We start from the raw sequence: 12,735 nt of genomic DNA, 5'->3' as shown, positions 1-12,735 counted from the left end.
GACCCGGTATCGAACGGATCGATCAGCTCGGAGATGCCGAATCCTCTTCCTGCGCAGCGCGATCGGTGGTGGTCGCGGCATCATCGGCCACTGTGTCGGCCTCGTCGGACGCAACGAGATCGGCAGCCGTGGACTCTGCCGGGGCAGCCTCGGTGACTCCCGTCGTCTCGACGGTGTCGGTCGTCTCGACCGTATCGGCCGATTCAGTTGTCTCGACAGTGTCGGCTGTCTCGACAGTGTCGGCTGTCTCGACGCTGTCGGCTGTCTCGACGCTGTCGGCTGTCTCGACGCTGTCGGCTGTCTCGACGCTGTCGGCTGTCTCGACGCTGTCGGCTGTCTCGACGCTGTCGGCCGGCTTCACCGGGGGAACCGGCGTTGCGATGACGTCGAGTGCTGCGTCGTCGTACGGCTCGAATTGTGGCGATCCGGCCCCGGTGGGGAGTTCGGTGTCGGAGTGCGCACCGCAGCCGTACTCGGCGTGCACCACGCGTCCGTCGGCGGCGAATTCGTTGCCGCACACCCCGAATGCGGCCGACAGCGAGCCGGCGATGGGGAGATAGAAGCCGCAGAGCCCGCAGGTCGACGGCGCGGCCTTGGCCATCTCGGTATCGGGACCGTAATCACCGTCGTGCCACCGCTGGGCAGCGTCGAGGCGTCCCTCGAGGCTGGTGACCTGTGTTCGGCCCAGACCGATCTCGCCTGCCACCTCGTCGATCGCAGGGTCACCGGATGCCATGTACCCCGGCACGAGCCGCGGATCGTTCTGACGCGGAGAGAGCAGATCGCCCGGTCCCAGGTCGCCGGGACGGATGCGCTCGTCCCACGGCACCCAGGACGGAGCCACGAGAGCATCGGGGCCAGGAAGCAGAACCAGCTCACTGATCGTGGCGTGGTCCGCGTCCTCCGGGGCGGCGACCACGACGGCCCACTGCCATCCTCGGTACCCCTCGAGATCGCTGGCGAACCGGTGAGTGGCCGCACTGGCGTCCTCAGCGGTGACCCCGAGGTACTCCCCGACACCGCCCTCTCCCAGGTCGAGCAGAGCCTGCCGCGCGAGGTCCACGGCATCGGCCAAGACGGGGCGGATGGAATCGAGCTCTGGAGAAGATACGAAACTCACACATTCAGTTTGCCGCATCGACTCGGTGACGCCCAGTTCGGGCTGCCATCATGGGTGCAATGACCGCCAGCGCTCGCACCTACGCCGCCATAGTCACCTCGCTGCTGGCTGTGTCCGCCTGCTCGTCGTCGACGCAGCCGGCCCCGGTGACGTCCGACTCGGTTCCGGCCCTGACGCCAGAGATCGTGCGCGAATACGACCGCGGCGACGACGCATTCACCCAGGGCTTCGAGATCGACGGCGACGTCCTCTACGAGGGCACCGGACTGGAAGGCTCTTCGTTCGTCAGGCGGACCTCGCTCGAGACCATGACCGAACTCGATCGCGTGGATCTGCCGGCCGACCTGTTCGGCGAAGGCATCACCGTCGACGGCGACACCCTGTGGCAGATCACCTGGCAGGACGGCGTCGCGATCGCCCGAGACCCGACCACTCTGGCCGAGCGACGCCGGGTGAACTACGACGGCGAGGGCTGGGGGCTGTGCACGCAGACACCGAACGACCGCCTCGTGATGAGCGACGGCTCGTCCACCCTCACCTTCCGCGATCCCACGTCGTTCGACGTCGAGTCCACCGTGAACGTCACACTCGACGGCAATCCGGTCGAGCGACTCAACGAACTCGAATGCGCCGACGATGGATCGGTGTACGCCAACGTGTGGCAGACGTTCGACATCATGCGCATCGATCCCGCGACCGGCACGGTGACCGCCGTGATCGACGGCACCCCACTGTGGAATTCGATGTCGGCCACCGACCGAGGCGGTGCCGACGTGTTCAACGGCATCGCACAGATCCCCGGCACCGACCGGTTCCTCGTGACCGGCAAATACTGGCCCAAGATCTTCGAGGTGCGATTCACCGATACCGCGCCGGTAGGACAGAATTGACCCGTGACCGATCCACGTCTCCCCCACACCCCACCGGGTGCGGACGACCCCGAGCGCAACGGCGCTCCCGACCCCACCGGTCACTCCGCAGGCTCCGCTCCCGACCCCACCGGTCACTCCGCAGGCTCCGCTCCCGACCCCACCGGTCACTCCGCAGGCTCCGCTCCTGACCCCACCGAGCACCCCGGTCTGGCGAACTACCCGCCCGCTGTTCCCCTGACGTCCACCCATGTTCCGAGTCGGCGTCAGCCGTTGCCGCCGTTGCACCCGCCGCGTACCGAGCAGATCACTGCCGCGCGTGGCAGGGCCGGCGCACGCAAGCCGCCGCCGATGCCCAAGAAGCTGACCGTCACCCGCGTCGCCGCCATGCGCGGCCGCGAGCTGACCGGCAAGGGCATCGCGTCCTTCCAGCGAGCCGCGAAGGCGGACGGTGCCGACAAGTCCGGTCTGACCGCACTCACGTACGCCACCATGGCGAACTTCGCTTCGGACGCCGCCCTGGCGATCGCATTGGCCAACACGCTCTTCTTCTCGGCTGCCACCGGTGAGGACAAGACCAAGGTCGCGCTGTATCTCGTCATCACCATCGCACCGTTCGCGCTGATCGCGCCGCTCATCGGGCCACTGCTCGACCGATTGCAGCACGGCCGTCGCATCGCGCTGGCCACCTCGTTCGGGTTGCGCACCGTGTTGGCGGTGGTGCTGGTGTTCAATTTCGACAGCTGGGTGTTGTATCCGGCCGCGCTCGGCATGCTCGTCCTGAGCAAGTCCTTTGCGGTGCTCAAGAGCGCGGTGACGCCGCGAGTACTGCCGCCGGAGATCGACCTCGTTCGCGTCAACTCCCGTCTGACGGTGTTCGGTCTGCTCGGCGGCACCATCGCTGCCGGCGCGCTCGCCGGCGGCATCGCGTTCGTCGCAGGTTCACCGGGAGCCCTGTGGTTCGTCGCCGCGATCACCGTGCTCGGCGCGTATCTGAGCATGCGCATCCCGTCCTGGGTCGAGATCACCGAGGGCGAAGTGCCCGCGACCCTGAGCTACCACGCCGATCAGCACGGTGGACGCGATTACGCCGGAAGCGGTGCCCCGACCGAGAACCTCCGCCGCACGGTCTCGGCCCCGCCGACGTCGGGCAGCACCAAGAACCGCAGACAGCCCCTCGGCCGCGCGGTCATCGTCGGTCTGTGGGGCAACGGCACCATCCGGGTTCTCACCGGGTTCCTCACGCTCTACATCGCGTTCGTCGCCAAGTCCCGTACCGAACACGAGCCGCTTCAGCAGGCTGCGATGCTCGGACTCGTCGGGGCCGCCGCCGGTCTCGGCAACTTCTCGGGCAACGCGCTCGGTGCCAGGATCAAGCTCGGTCGGCCGTCCCTGGTCGTCCTGCGGTGCACCATCGCCGTGACCGTGGTGGCCGTGGTCGCTGCCATCACCGACAGCCTGCTGACCGCGGCGGTGGCCGCGCTCGTCGCGTCGAGCGCCAGCGCACTCGCCAAGGTCTCCCTCGACGCGTCGCTCCAGGCCGACCTGCCGCCGGAATCGATCGCGTCGGGATTCGGCCGCTCGGAAACCGTTATGCAGCTGTGCTGGGTCCTCGGCGGCACGCTCGGCGTCCTGCTCCCCACCGAGTACTGGCTCGGTTTCACGGTGGTCTCGGTGTTGCTTACGATCGGGCTCGTGCAGACATTCCTCACCTACCGCGGCAGATCGCTTCTGCCCGGCTTCGGCGGCAACCGCCCCGACCACGTCGAACAAGAAGTGTCCGACGGTTCCTTCGGCGAAAACGTGACCAAGTGAATCTCGCTCCCCGTACCAAGAAGATCGCCGCCCTGACCGTCGCTGGTCTGTTCGTCGTCGCCGCCGCGTTCGTCGCGGTCCTCGCACTGTTGATCGGGAACGCACCGGAGAAGGAACCGACCGTCTCCGCCTACGCCAACGGCCGGGCCGTCGAAGTGGAGCCGTACCTGTACTGCGCCGTCACCGACCCGCTGTGCACCAATGTCGGCGAGACGACCGAAATCGAGGTCGGCAAGGCCCCGACGGTGCAGCTCTCACTCCCCGAGGCCGTCTACTCGGCGCCGTGGGTGCTGGCCCGGGTCTACGGCGACGACAGCGGGAACATCGTCGAGGACAGCGAGTTCAACGAACCCGGAACCAGGCTCAGCGTCACGGTGCCCACCACGGACGACAGCGACCGGACCCTGCTGGGGATCGAAATTCGTCTGCCCACCGGCATCATCGACACCGACACCAATCAGGAGGGCTTCGTCAGCCACGCCATCTGGTCGATCGGCACGCGCCCGTAGTTCCTCCCCGGGATCAGCTGTCCAGCTCGCGGGCGACGGCCCGGACCACCTCGGAGATGCGCTGCGCGATCTTGCGGTCCGGGTACTTGCCCTTGCGGAGCTCGGGCTGCACGGTCGCTTCGAGCAGCGTGATCATGTCCTCGACCATCCCGTGCAGTTCGTCGGGAGTGTGCTTGCGCTCGACGGGTTCGCGGCGGGTGCTGCCGGTGTTCTGACGCACCGACGGTGCGGGCTCGAGGACCTTCAGGCTCAGTGCCTGCGGCCCGCGGCGGCCCGCGGCCATCCCGAACTCGACCCGCTGGCCGGCTTTGAGGCCTTCGACGCCCTCGGGCAGCGCCGAGGAACGCACGTAGACGTCCTCGCCTTCCTCCTGCGAGAGGAATCCGAATCCCTTGTCGACGTCGTACCACTTCACCTTGCCGGTCGGCACTGAGCTCACCCGTTCATCTGTTGCTGTCGATAGTTGCGTTGGTCGTGGGACCGATGGTCGGCCCGCACAAGTTTCGCGCCCCACGAGAACGTAGGACGCGAATACTTCAGTCTAGCGCGGTGAGCCCGGATAGAGCATTCGAGTTGTTCCCGCACCGTGCTCCTCACAGCGCCCCGCTTCGCACTACCGTGGGGTACGTGGACACAACGACCCGTAAGAGCAGCACCGCCCTGCTGCGCATCGCGCTGACCCTGTTCGCGATCGGCCTCGTCGCCATCGTCGCGATCCTGATGTTTCCGATCTTCTCCGACGCCAAGCCCCCACTGGGGCTGTATCTGACGGCCATGTTCTCCGCGCCGACCGGCTTCCTGCTGGCCCTGGTGTACGCGCTGGCATCCGGACGACGGGCGCGCTGACCATGCGATTGATTCTGAACATCATCTGGCTGGTCTTCGGCGGCCTGTGGCTGGCGCTCGGCTACTTCCTCGCCGGACTGCTGCTGTGCATCCTCATCGTGACGATCCCGTTCGGGATCGCGTCGTTCCGCATCGGCGTCTACGCGCTGTGGCCGTTCGGGTCGACGATCGTCGACAAGCCGGGGTCCGGATCGGGCGCGCTCATCGGGAACGTGCTCTGGCTGATTCTGGCCGGTTGGTGGTTGGCCCTGACTCACGTGCTCACTGCGCTCGCGATGGCGATCACCATCATCGGCATCCCGTTGGCGATCGCGAACCTCAAGATGATTCCCGTATCCCTCATGCCCCTCGGCAAGGACATCGTTGCCGTTCGGTGACCTCTCGAACGAGGCGACGCCGATGTGACTTCCATCACATCACGCTCGGGTAACGGACAGGCAACGGACAGGGGTTCAATGCCCGGCACGTCCACTAGCTGGGCCGACTCGAGAGACCCGAAACAGGTACGAAATGCGCTCTCGACGACGCCCCGAAATCGACAGTTACCAAATAGTGACGTAAGGCGGGAATTTCAGTACGGTCAGCAGCGGCCGGAAAGTTCGGCCGAATTCCGGCCCGCAGCGCCAAACCTCGTCCCGCGGGAACCGGAACACCCTCGACGATCACCCAGGGGACGAGGACGGGGGACCCACGTCCTCCACGGACAACCGGGAAGTTGTAGCGGCTCACGAAGCCGCCCCGACTTCCCTTGGGGTTAAGCCCAATTGCTCATTCCGAGGAGTGAGCGAAAAGGCCGGGCTACCTCTCAGCCCGAACCCGACAGCTGACCTCGCAGGCGCGTGTGGAGAGGATTTCAACTCGTATGAGCGGACGTCATCGCAAGCCGAGCACCACTGGCAAGACCGTCGCGAAGGTGGCAGTCACCGGAGCCATCATGGGCACCGCGAGCATCGCCTTCACCGGCACCGCCAACGCGGCACCGGATTCCGACTGGGACCGCCTGGCACAGTGTGAAGCCGGCGGCAATTGGGGCATCAACACCGGCAACGGCTTCCAGGGCGGGCTGCAGTTCTCCCCCAGCACCTGGAACGCACACGGCGGCCAGCAGTACGCGGCCACGGCCAACCAGGCCAGCCGCGAAGAGCAGATCGCAGTGGCGGAGAAGGTCCTCGACTCGCAGGGCTGGGGCGCATGGCCGTCCTGCTCCTCGAGCCTCGGCCTGAACAGCGCGCCCACCGAGCGCAGCGTTCCGGTCACCCCGAAGGCACCGGAGGTTCCCGCTCTCCCCGACCTCACGTCCGTCCCGGCCGTGGACAGCTCGGCCGAGGTCGTCGAAGGCATCGTCACCGCCGTCCAGAACATCACCAACGATCCGCAGATCGCAGCGTTCGTGCAGAACGCGGCTCAGGGCATCCAGCTCGATCCGCAGATCGTGAACTTCTACCAGGCCAACAAGGCATTCCTGCCCCAGTAGGCTGCACGGCAGTTCGAGCTCGTACGAGAAAAGCCCCCGACGATCGTCGGGGGCTTTTTCGTGTTCGAGGTCCGCAATCAGCGATTGACCACGGTCACCGGGTGGGCATAGGGCAGGTCTTCGACGGGCAGCGGGAACTCGGTGTCCTCGCCGAAGGGTGACAAGCCACCCGATCGAGCGGACGAGAGTTCGGTCACCGCGTGGTCACCGCGAGCGGTGTCCGGCCAGCCTGGATCGACATAGGGCTTCTTCGACTTGTTCACCATGGGCCCATTTTGACACCTGCCCTGCGGCGAGCACCAGCCCAGGTCTCTAATCTGATAGACGATGACCGACACGACTGCGCACCGACACACCGACACGCCTCCTGATCTGCCGCAATGGATCGCAGCTCGCAGCGACGCCGAGCTGATCAAGGCCATGTCGCTGCGTCCGGATCTGACCGCGCCGCCGCCCGCATCCCTGGCCGTGCTGGCCGGACGGGCCGAGCAGCGCCGATCGATCCTGCACACCGCGGACACCCTCGACACCCTGGCCCTGACGATCCTCGAGATCCTCGCCATCGAGGAAGCGTACGAACGACCCGTCACTCGCGCCGCGCTGCTGGCAGTGGTCGCCAAACGCGCACCGGCCAAGAGCGTGGACAGGGCACTGGCCCAGCTGCGCGAACGCCTGCTGGTGTGGGGCGATGCAGCCGGCTTCCGAATCAGCGCCACCGCGGCGGACGCGGTGCCGTGGCGCATCGGCCGCGCACTCGACCCGGTCGACAACCTCACCGAATCACACATCACCGCGGCTCTGGCCGAGCTCGGCGACGGCGAACGCAGCCTTCTCGACACCCTCGCCAGATCGTCCCCGACCGGCCGCACCCGAGACGCCGCACCGGGAACACCGCCCGATCGACCCGTCCAGAAGCTGCTCGCCGCAGGCCTACTGATCTGGTTGGACGAGCAAACCGTCGAGCTTCCCGTCCAGGTCGGGCAGATCCTGCGCGGCGAACCGATGTCCGACCCACGCTCGCTCGCCGAACCCAAGCTCGCCACCAGCACCTATTCGCTCACCGATGTCGACGCCGCTGCCGCGGGAGAGGCACTGGAGCTGAACCGACACTGCGTAGCCGTGATCGAGGCGTTGTCGGCCTCGCCTGCACCCGCCCTCAAGGCCGGCGGCCTCGGAGTGCGCGAGCTCCGCAAGATCACCAAGGCCACCGGCCTCGACGACGATCGAGTGAGCATCCTCGTCGAGTTACTGGCCGCCGCCCATCTCATCTCGAGCGGAACACCGGACCCGGGGCCTGCGTCCGACAACGGCGACGACTACTGGGCACCCACACCCGCCGTCGACGCGTGGCTCACCGCGGCCCCCGCTGCCCGCTGGCACACCCTCGCCTCCGCCTGGCTCGAAGTGCCACGGGCACCGTGGGTCATCGGGATGCGTGACCCCAACGACAAGCCCATCGCCGCCCTGTCCGACGAAGTCCGATCCCCGGCCGCACCCCGGGACCGACGGATGATTCTCGAGTTGCTCGCCGAACTCGGCAGCGGACACGCAGCACAGCCCGCCGATCTCGCCCGCACCCTGGCGTGGCGTCGACCCCGGTGGTCGGGACGCTTCGGCGTCACCCCCGTCGGACATGTTCTCGCCGAAGCAACGGCTCTCGGCATCGTCGCCCGCGGGGCGATCTCGACCCCGGGACGCTCCCTGCTGCACGACGGCAACGCCGAGGCAGACATGCGTGCGACGCTGCCCGAGCCCATCGACTACGTCCTGGTGCAGGCCGACCTCACCCTGGTGGCACCCGGACCCCTCGAGCCCGAACTACAGGATCGAATCGAACTGGTCGCCGACGTGGAGTCCGCGGGCGCAGCCACGATGTACCGGATCAGCGACACCAGCCTGCGCCGCGCCCTCGACGTCGGACTGACCGCCTCCGAACTGCACTCGTTGTTCGCCACCCACTCGCGAACGCCGGTACCCCAGGCCCTGACCTACCTGATCGACGATGTGGCTCGTCGGCACGGCCGCCTACGAGCGGGCGTCGCCGCGTCGTTCGTTCGATGCGAGGACCCGGCCCTGCTGGCCGAGGTGATGGCGTCGCCGGCAGCCGAATCCCTGGCCCTGAGGGCACTGGCTCCGACCGTCGCGATCTCACAGGCCCCGCTCGCCGAGGTGCTCACGGTCCTGGCCGGAGCGGGATTCGCGCCTGCGGGCGAGGACTCGTCCGGCACCATAGTCGATCTGCGTGCCCGCGGGTCGAGGGTATCGGCCAGGCGTCCACGCCAGACGTTCCGCACTCCGGCCGTCCCGACCGAGGAACAGCTGGGTTCGTTGGTGCGTGGAATGCGCGCAGCCGACAGAGCGGCAGGCAACGGCGGCGCGGTGGTGCGCGCCGACGGATCTCGAGCCAGCAGCACCGCGACGATGACGCTGCTGCAGACCGCGGCGAAGGTCAAACGGAGCGTGAGCATCGGCTACGTCGACGCCCAGGGCGTGGCCACCCATCGCATCGTCGATCCGATCAGCATCGGCGGCGGCCAACTCGACGCGTTCGACCCCGCAACCGGTGGGGTTCGACGCTTCACCCTGCATCGCATCACCTCGGTCGCACTGGTCGAGTAGACCGGGCTCACGTGCACGCGCGCCCCTACCTGTGGACAATGGAGAAGTTGCGCTCTTTCGGGCGCAGCAGATGTCTCTAGGAGGAACCGTGACCGACGGCCCGCTGATCGTCCAGTCCGACAAAACGCTGTTGCTCGAGGTCGATCACGAACTCGCGGGCGCAGCGCGGGCGGCCATCGCACCGTTCGCGGAGCTCGAACGTGCCCCCGAGCACGTGCACACCTATCGCATCACCCCGCTGGCCCTGTGGAACGCCCGTGCCGCGGGCCACGACGCCGAGCAGGTGGTCGACGCGCTGGTGAACTTCTCGCGTTACGCGGTGCCGCAACCGCTGCTGGTCGACATCGTCGACACCATGGCGCGCTACGGCCGGTTGCAGTTGGTCAAGAGCCCGATACACGGTCTGGTCCTGATCAGTCTGGACCGCGCCGTGCTCACAGAGGTGATGCGGCACAAGAAGATTGCACCCATGCTCGGCGCGATGGTCGACGAGGACACGGTGATCGTGCATCCGTCCGAACGCGGCCACGTCAAGCAGATGCTGCTCAAGATCGGTTGGCCTGCCGAGGACCTCGCCGGCTACGTCGACGGCGAAGCTCACCCCATCGAGCTCGACACCGAGGGCGGCAACTGGACGCTTCGCGACTACCAGGAGATGGCGGCCGATTCGTTCTGGGCCGGTGGCTCGGGAGTGGTGGTACTGCCCTGTGGTGCCGGCAAGACGATGGTCGGCGCAGCCGCGATGGCCCGAGCGAAGGCGACCACGCTGATTCTGGTCACCAACACCGTCGCCGGTCGGCAGTGGAAGCGCGAACTCATCGCACGCACCTCGCTCACCGAGGACGAGATCGGCGAGTATTCGGGAGAGCGCAAGGAAATTCGCCCTGTGACAATCGCCACGTATCAGGTGATCACGCGTCGCACCAAGGGTGAGTACAAGCACCTGGAGCTCTTCGATTCCCGCGACTGGGGATTGGTGATCTACGACGAGGTGCACCTGCTCCCCGCGCCGGTGTTCCGCATGACGGCCGATCTGCAGTCCCGTCGACGCCTCGGCCTCACCGCGACCCTCGTCCGCGAGGACGGCCGCGAGGGCGACGTCTTCTCGCTGATCGGACCCAAGCGGTACGACGCTCCGTGGAAGGACATCGAGGCACAGGGCTGGATCGCGCCTGCCGAGTGCATCGAGGTTCGCGTCACCCTCACCGATGCCGAGCGCATGTCCTATGCCGTCGCCGAGCCCGAGGAGCGCTACAAGCTGTGCTCGACGGCGCACACCAAGATCGCCGTCGTGAAGTCGATCCTCGCCAAACATCAGGACGCTCCGACGTTGGTCATCGGCGCGTATCTCGATCAGTTGAACGAGCTCGGTGAAGCGCTGAACGCTCCGGTCATTCAGGGCTCGACCAAGAACAAGGAGCGTGAGGTGCTGTTCGACGCGTTCCGCAAGGGCGAGATCCAGACGCTCGTGGTGAGCAAGGTGGCGAACTTCTCGATCGACCTTCCTGAAGCCTCTGTGGCAGTTCAGGTTTCGGGAACGTTCGGCTCCAGGCAAGAGGAGGCGCAGCGCCTCGGCCGGCTGCTCCGGCCGAAGCACGACGGCGGTCAGGCGCATTTCTACTCGGTGGTCTCCCGCGACACCCTCGACGCCGAGTACGCAGCCCACCGTCAGCGTTTCCTCGCCGAACAGGGCTACGCCTACCGCATCACCGACGCGGACGATCTGCTCGGTCCGGCGATCTGAGACGTCGGGTCCACTCGGGGCCGTGCTAGGAATACCTCTGTGCGCAAGTTCGAGTTCCCTGTAGACGTAGCCCACGCGAAGTCGGTCAACGAGACGTTCACCGAGCTTCGTCGGCTGCGTTCCTCCGCAGCGCTGACCGCCGTGTTCCTCATCGCGCTCGGGGCCTGGTTCATCTGGATCGCCGCTCCGTGGTCGTACATCCTCGGCGCAGTGTTCCTGATCGGTGCGGCCACCTCGCTCTGGGTGATGCTGTGGGCACCCCGAAAGATGGGTTCCATCGAATCGCAATATGCTGCAGGCGATCTGGTGCCGGCGATGGTGGCCGAGAAGCTACCGAGCGGAGCGATACTGCTGGCTCTGATCGACATCGCGAAGCCGGAGGTGGACGAGCCGCACTACGTGTTGATCACCCGCGTCGTGCGCACGCTTCCCGGCCACGCCGTCGAGCGGGGCGCTCAGGTGCCTGCGGTGTCGGTTCTCGCGGACCGTGGCCGCAACACCGGTGGGCGAACGTGGCAGTTGGCCACGGCGATGCCCATCGCATGGGGAACCACCGATCCGGGGGTCATCGCGCGGGCAGTCGAGGAGATCACCGAGGGCGAGTGGGCGTTGCTGCACGCCAACATCGGCCTGTCGGAGAAGGTCCGCACCGCCAAGAACCAACAGTTGCTCATCGATCCTGCGGATCTTCCCGACGACCTGCGCTGAATCGAACCGCATCCCCGGCCTAGGCCAGGGCGGGGATCACCTCGCGCTCGAAGAGTTCGATACCGGACCGGTCGTACGCCGCTTCGGGGAAGTAGAAGATGCCGTACGTCATCCCTTGTTCCTGCAGCGCCGTCAGATTCTCGACGATCTGCTCAGGAGTTCCCACTGCGGGCATCCCGCGGTACGCGTCGAGGGCACCCTGCGCCTTCTCTGCACCCACGTACTCGGTCAGGCGACTTTCGAGGGCGCGCAGTCGGTCTTCCACCTCGGCCTCGGTTGCACCGATGGCGACGTTGTAGTTCGCCGAGCGGACGATGGCATCGAAATCGGTACCCACGGTTGCACAATGTTCACGCAACAGAGCGGATTTGGCGGCGAAACCGGTGGGGGTTCCGTCGAAGTTGGTGTAGTCGGCGTACTTCGCGGCGATCTTGAGGGTGACCTTCTCGCCGCCACCCGCGATCCACAGCGGGATGCCGCCCTCCTGCAACGGCAGGGGTCGCACCACGGCACCGTCGATCTCGTAGTACTTTCCGTCGAGGAATACCTCGCCGGCCGTCCATGCCTGCTTGAAGATCTGCACACCCTCGTCGAGCCTGCCCAATCGTTCTCCGGCAGAGGGAAATCCGTAGCCGTAGGCTCGGAACTCGTGCTCGTGCCAGCCGCCGCCGATGCCCATCTCGACGCGGCCGCCCGACACGATGTCCACGGTGGCAGCAACTTTGGCCAGGTAGGCCGGGTTGCGGTACGCCATCGCCGTGCACATCTGCCCGAGCCTGATCCGCGAGGTGGACGCGGCCAACGCGGACATCAGCGACCAGGCCTCGTGCGTGGCCTCGTCGGTCGCGGTGGGAACGGTATGGAAGTGGTCGTAGACCCACAGAGATTCCCACGGACCGGCCTCGGCGGCGAGTGCGTGGTCGCGCATCGCACTCCACTGCCGGGCAGGGTCGATACCGACGAGATCGAGACGCCACCCCTGTGGCACGAACAATCCGAATCGCATGACAGGCACAGTACAGACGCAGGGC

At 66.8% G+C, this 12,735-nt stretch carries 13 protein-coding genes and 1 riboswitch; of the genes, 9 read left to right on the top strand and 4 right to left on the bottom strand.

Features of this window, described 5'->3' with window-relative positions:
- Positions 1 to 22: 22 nt before the first annotated feature.
- Positions 23 to 1,120: a DUF3027 domain-containing protein gene (locus CH274_RS18750; protein ID WP_306436608.1), complete on the bottom strand. Its 1,098-nt coding sequence runs from the start codon at positions 1,118 to 1,120 to the stop codon at positions 23 to 25.
- A gap of 50 nt (positions 1,121 to 1,170) precedes the next feature.
- On the opposite strand from CH274_RS18750, the gene CH274_RS18745 reads away from it, so the two are divergent.
- Genes CH274_RS18745 through CH274_RS18735 form a run of 3 tightly spaced genes read left to right on the top strand, consistent with a single transcriptional unit; the run spans position 1,171 to position 4,313 of the window.
- The gene (locus CH274_RS18745) at positions 1,171 to 2,010 is read left to right on the top strand and encodes a glutaminyl-peptide cyclotransferase (RefSeq protein ID WP_094658443.1); all 840 of its coding nucleotides are present in this window, start codon (positions 1,171 to 1,173) and stop codon (positions 2,008 to 2,010) included.
- 3 nt (positions 2,011 to 2,013) lie between these two features.
- Positions 2,014 to 3,804 carry an MFS transporter gene (locus CH274_RS18740; RefSeq protein ID WP_256993635.1) on the top strand — a complete coding sequence of 597 codons (1,791 nt, stop codon included), beginning with the start codon at positions 2,014 to 2,016 and terminating at the stop codon, positions 3,802 to 3,804.
- A complete protein-coding gene (locus tag CH274_RS18735; protein WP_094658442.1) occupies positions 3,801 to 4,313 on the top strand; it encodes a DUF2771 domain-containing protein in 513 nt (170 codons plus the stop codon). The genes CH274_RS18740 and CH274_RS18735 overlap by 4 nt, the downstream gene beginning before the upstream one ends.
- Positions 4,314 to 4,326: 13 nt before the next feature.
- Here the strand turns inward: CH274_RS18735 and CH274_RS18730 are convergent, their stop codons facing one another.
- Positions 4,327 to 4,743 carry a cold-shock protein gene (locus CH274_RS18730; RefSeq protein WP_008719325.1) on the bottom strand — a complete coding sequence of 139 codons (417 nt, stop codon included), beginning with the start codon at positions 4,741 to 4,743 and terminating at the stop codon, positions 4,327 to 4,329.
- Between the two features lie 197 nt (positions 4,744 to 4,940).
- On the opposite strand from CH274_RS18730, the gene CH274_RS18725 reads away from it, so the two are divergent.
- From CH274_RS18725 to CH274_RS18715, 3 genes are all read left to right on the top strand, one after another.
- Entirely contained in the window at positions 4,941 to 5,159 is a 219-nt protein-coding gene (locus CH274_RS18725) for a hypothetical protein (protein ID WP_032395854.1), read from the top strand.
- Positions 5,160 to 5,161: 2 nt separating this feature from the next.
- Positions 5,162 to 5,536: a YccF domain-containing protein gene (locus CH274_RS18720; protein ID WP_032395855.1), complete on the top strand. Its 375-nt coding sequence runs from the start codon at positions 5,162 to 5,164 to the stop codon at positions 5,534 to 5,536.
- A gap of 276 nt (positions 5,537 to 5,812) precedes the next feature.
- Positions 5,813 to 6,013: riboswitch (cyclic di-AMP (ydaO/yuaA leader) on the top strand.
- 8 nt (positions 6,014 to 6,021) lie between these two features.
- Entirely contained in the window at positions 6,022 to 6,633 is a 612-nt protein-coding gene (locus CH274_RS18715; RefSeq protein WP_094658441.1) for a resuscitation-promoting factor Rpf1 domain-containing protein, read from the top strand.
- 77 nt (positions 6,634 to 6,710) lie between these two features.
- Here the strand turns inward: CH274_RS18715 and CH274_RS18710 are convergent, their stop codons facing one another.
- Positions 6,711 to 6,899, bottom strand: a complete 189-nt coding sequence (locus CH274_RS18710) for a hypothetical protein (RefSeq protein ID WP_032395857.1) — start codon at positions 6,897 to 6,899, stop codon at positions 6,711 to 6,713.
- Between the two features lie 61 nt (positions 6,900 to 6,960).
- Here CH274_RS18710 and CH274_RS18705 point away from each other — a divergent pair, with 61 nt between their 5' ends.
- The 3 genes from CH274_RS18705 to CH274_RS18695 all read left to right on the top strand — a co-directional run bounded on the left by CH274_RS18705 (position 6,961) and on the right by CH274_RS18695 (position 11,704).
- Positions 6,961 to 9,252 carry a helicase-associated domain-containing protein gene (locus CH274_RS18705; protein ID WP_094658440.1) on the top strand — a complete coding sequence of 764 codons (2,292 nt, stop codon included), beginning with the start codon at positions 6,961 to 6,963 and terminating at the stop codon, positions 9,250 to 9,252.
- 88 nt (positions 9,253 to 9,340) lie between these two features.
- The gene (locus tag CH274_RS18700; protein ID WP_032396285.1) at positions 9,341 to 10,996 is read left to right on the top strand and encodes a DNA repair helicase XPB; all 1,656 of its coding nucleotides are present in this window, start codon (positions 9,341 to 9,343) and stop codon (positions 10,994 to 10,996) included.
- 39 nt (positions 10,997 to 11,035) lie between these two features.
- Positions 11,036 to 11,704 carry a DUF3239 domain-containing protein gene (locus tag CH274_RS18695; protein WP_032395859.1) on the top strand — a complete coding sequence of 223 codons (669 nt, stop codon included), beginning with the start codon at positions 11,036 to 11,038 and terminating at the stop codon, positions 11,702 to 11,704.
- A gap of 19 nt (positions 11,705 to 11,723) precedes the next feature.
- Here CH274_RS18695 and CH274_RS18690 read toward each other — a convergent pair whose 3' ends face one another.
- On the bottom strand, positions 11,724 to 12,710 hold the full coding sequence (locus CH274_RS18690; protein WP_094658439.1) for an LLM class F420-dependent oxidoreductase: 987 nt from the start codon (positions 12,708 to 12,710) through the stop codon (positions 11,724 to 11,726).
- Between the last annotated feature and the right edge of the window lie 25 nt (positions 12,711 to 12,735).

This window comes from Rhodococcus sp. 06-418-5, from assembly GCF_002258285.1.
Taxonomy (GTDB): domain Bacteria; phylum Actinomycetota; class Actinomycetes; order Mycobacteriales; family Mycobacteriaceae; genus Rhodococcoides.
The sequence above is the reverse complement of the archived record's forward strand: the minus strand, read 5'-3'. Positions and strand labels throughout refer to the sequence as shown.